The sequence below is a fragment of the Vicinamibacteria bacterium genome (assembly GCA_035620555.1).
Lineage (GTDB): Bacteria > Acidobacteriota > Vicinamibacteria > Marinacidobacterales > SMYC01 > DASPGQ01.
In genome coordinates this window covers 1-3,254 of the sequence record DASPGQ010000524.1, presented here as the reverse complement: position 1 = coordinate 3,254, position 3,254 = coordinate 1, and the positions used below count along the sequence as shown (strand labels likewise).

General features: G+C 66.0%; 4 protein-coding genes. All 4 read right to left on the bottom strand.

The window, feature by feature from the left end; translation table 11 throughout:
* Nucleotides 1-813 (bottom strand): hypothetical protein (locus VEK15_21335; GenBank protein HXV63256.1); only part of this gene is annotated, 813 nt, incomplete at its 3' end.
* Between the two features lie 2 nt (nucleotides 814-815).
* Nucleotides 816-1,250: an ATP-binding protein gene (locus tag VEK15_21330; GenBank protein HXV63255.1), complete on the bottom strand. Its 435-nt coding sequence runs from the start codon at nucleotides 1,248-1,250 to the stop codon at nucleotides 816-818.
* 1 nt (nucleotide 1,251) lies between these two features.
* Nucleotides 1,252-1,620: an STAS domain-containing protein gene (locus VEK15_21325; protein ID HXV63254.1), complete on the bottom strand. Its 369-nt coding sequence runs from the start codon at nucleotides 1,618-1,620 to the stop codon at nucleotides 1,252-1,254.
* Nucleotides 1,621-1,633: 13 nt separating this feature from the next.
* Nucleotides 1,634-3,220 (bottom strand): GAF domain-containing SpoIIE family protein phosphatase, encoded by a 1,587-nt coding sequence (locus VEK15_21320; protein ID HXV63253.1) that lies wholly within the window; start codon nucleotides 3,218-3,220, stop codon nucleotides 1,634-1,636.
* Between the last annotated feature and the right edge of the window lie 34 nt (nucleotides 3,221-3,254).

Below are 3,254 nucleotides of genomic sequence, written 5' to 3'. Positions count from 1 at the left end.
TGACCCGAGCACGATGAGGCCTCGCACTCCGCCCTCCCCGCTTTGGATCGGGAACACCACCTCGCCTTGGGTCGCTTCGAGCCTGTCCTTCAGAGCACTCTCGGGAAGGTCGGCGACGGCGATCGCGTCGGGCAATCCCTGCAAGCCCGACAGCGCGCCCTCGTCGCCCACGAGCCCGCCGATGTCCATACCCTGCTGCCGCAGGGCGGGAGGATGCCCCGGCTTCCACGCGAGGAGTGCCGAGCGACGCAGCATCCAGCGGCCCGCGAGCGTGAGCATGAGCAGTTGCGCCACGTCGTTCGCTTCGAGAGTCGAGTTCAGACCCCTGACCAGGTCGAGAAGAGAGCCCAGGTCCTGGACCTTCTGATCGAGACTCCGATTCAGGCGTCGCGACTCCTCGTGGACTCGGGCGTTCTCGATGCCGCTCGCGGCCAGCCCGAGCTGTGCCAGGAGAAAGGCCTTCTCCTCCTCCCCCACCCCTCCCCGGACGGGGCGTCCGAGCCCCAGAAGCCCGATCGGCCGGCTCGTCTCCGACGGGGCGCCGATCGGAAGCACCAGCTCGATTCCGGATTTCTCGGCGTCGGCGGCGTCAAACACGTCGCCCACCGCCAGACGAGGCAGGCCGCGCAGCAAAACGAGACGCATCGTCCCCTCCCGCTCGAGCGCGATCAGCCCGCGCCGGATGAGGAGGCGTCCCATGACCGAACGGAGGAGATGACCCAGCAGCTCGTCCAGATCGCGCGCGCCGTGAAGGAGACGCGCCGACTCCAGCAGTGCCTCCAGGCGCGAGGCTCGGAGAAGCGTCTTCTCCACCCTCAGGGCCTGCGGATCCGCTTCAACATATGGAGCTCGTTCTTGTGGCCGGGGACGAACTCGTAGCGAACCTCATCCATCACCGACTTGATGAGCCGCATCCCGAGCCCGCCGGACTTGCGGCTCGCGATGAGGTGCTCCAGGTGCTCTTCGGGGACCGCGCCGGGATCGAAGCCGAGACCCGTGTCCTCGACCACGATGTGGAGCGTCTCGTGGTCGAAGGTCGCCCGGACCACGACTTCCTGCGTGTCGTCGTGGCCGTAGGCGTGTTCCATGACGTTGGCGCAAGCTTCGTCCACGGCGAGCTCCAGCCGGCCCACGTCGGCCTCTTCGAGGCCCGCCTGCTGGCCTACGGTGGTGACGAACTCGCGGATGAGAACGAGGTTCTCGGTGGACGAAGGCACGGTCAGCAGGAACCGTCGCTCGACGCCGGCCAACTCAATCCTCCCGGACCGGGACATCGCGGAAGCGCCGCACCGCCGCCTCGAGGTCGGGGAGAATATCGAAGACTTCCGGGAAGCCGAGAATCTCGAAGGTGGACTGTACCTTCGGAATCGCTCCGCAGATCTTGAGGTCGCCGCCTTGCTCGCGAATCTCCTCGACGTAGCTCATGAACACCCCCAGGCCGGCCGATGAGATGTAGGTCATTCGGGTGCAATCGACGATGATCTGCCGCCGTCCGGCGGCGAGCTCGGCCACGACGACCTCCTCGAACCGCGGCGCGGTGTGCGCGTCGACGTGGCCTTCGAGAGCGATGACCGAGAGTTTGTCGTGCAGGGACGTTTCGATCTTGAAGGAGCTGGTCACTGGAATTCCTCCTTCAGGCCAGACTCGCTGCCGCCTTCGTCTCGTCGCCGCACGGGACCTTGCTCACGCCAAACCTGAGAGCCAGCGTGGTCATGTCGTCCGCCTGCGGCGCCCCAGAAGCGAATGACGTCACCTCGCGGACCACTCCATCGATGATTTCCGCCAGGGATTTCCCCGGCAGCTTTCTCAGCAATTCCTCGAGGCGGTGGTCGCTGAACTCATTCTTGTCGGCGTCCATCGCCTCCGTGATCCCGTCAGTGTACAGGAACAGCCCGTCTCCGGCGTCGAGCTGGATGCGCTTGGACTTGTAGGCGGCTTTCGCGAACACCCCGAGCGCGAGGCCCCCGGTTCGCTCCAGAGCTTCGACCCGGCCGTCGCGCCTCAAGACATAGGGGAGGTTGTGGCCGGCGCTGCAATAGACGACCTCGCCGTTCGTCAGATCGAGAACTCCGTAGAACACGGTCACGAACATGCTGGTGACGTTCTCGGAGGTCAACACCCGGTTGACCTGGCTCAAACACTCCTCGGGAGGCAGGCCCCCGAGCGCCGTCGCCTTGATGAGGGTACGGCTGACGGCCATGAAGAGCGCCGCGGGAACGCCTTTGCCCGACACGTCGGCGATCACGAAGCCCAGTCGACCCTCGTCGATCAGGAAGAAATCGAAAAAGTCTCCGCCCACCTCCATCGCCGGGGTCATGGCGGCGTGGATCTCGAACTCGTCACGGTCCGGGAAAGGGGGGAACTCGGACGGGAGGATCGACTTCTGGATGGCGCTCGCCACCTCCAACTCCTTGTGCAGGGCCAGGAGCCGCTCGCGGTCCCGCGCGGCCGAAACGGTCTTCTCGAAGAGCCGCGCGTTCTCGATGGCGGTGGCCGATTGCAGCGCCAGGGTATTGAGAAGCTTCAGGTCGGAGGCCGCGTAGTTGACCGGGTCCGCGCTCGCCAGGACGATGGCTCCGATCGCGCGCTCGCTGACCTTGAGCGGAGCGCAGATGAGCGAGCCGACACGCTCGTTGCCACGGCGCGGGTCCGCCTCGACGTCGTTCACGATCTCGGCGTTGCCGCTCGCCACGATCGAGCCGATGAGGCCCACCCCCCATCGGAACGGCCCTGAGCTCGAAAGTCCCTCACCGAAGCCGGCCATGGACTCGAACACCTGCGTCGGTCCGTCGAGCAACATCACGGCGCCATCCGTCGCCGCGATCAGCTGGCGCGCCTGCTCGAGGGTCAGCCTCGCCACCGCCTTGACCTCCAAGAGCGCGGCCAGCTTCTCCGAGAAGCTATAGATGAGGTTCACCTCGCGATAGAGATGAAGCACCTCGCTGCCGAGAGTCTTCTTTTCGGACTCCTTGCCGGCGAGGTGGGCGAGGAGCGCGGCCAGAGCTTCGGCCTGAGGGCCTCCGCTCACCCATCCCAGCGTCTTTCCGTCGAGCGCGACCGGGTAGCGCTCCTTCGGGTCGCTCGGCGCGACTCCGGCAAGGAGCCGCCCGTCAGTGTCCTCGATTCCAATCGTGGACCCGAGCGACTCCACGAGCGCGGCGACAACCGGCGCCGCGTCTTTTTGCGGGCCGATCAGACCGCGGAGGGTGATTCGTGACATTTTGTGCTCACAGCCCCAGCACTTGCCTGGCTTT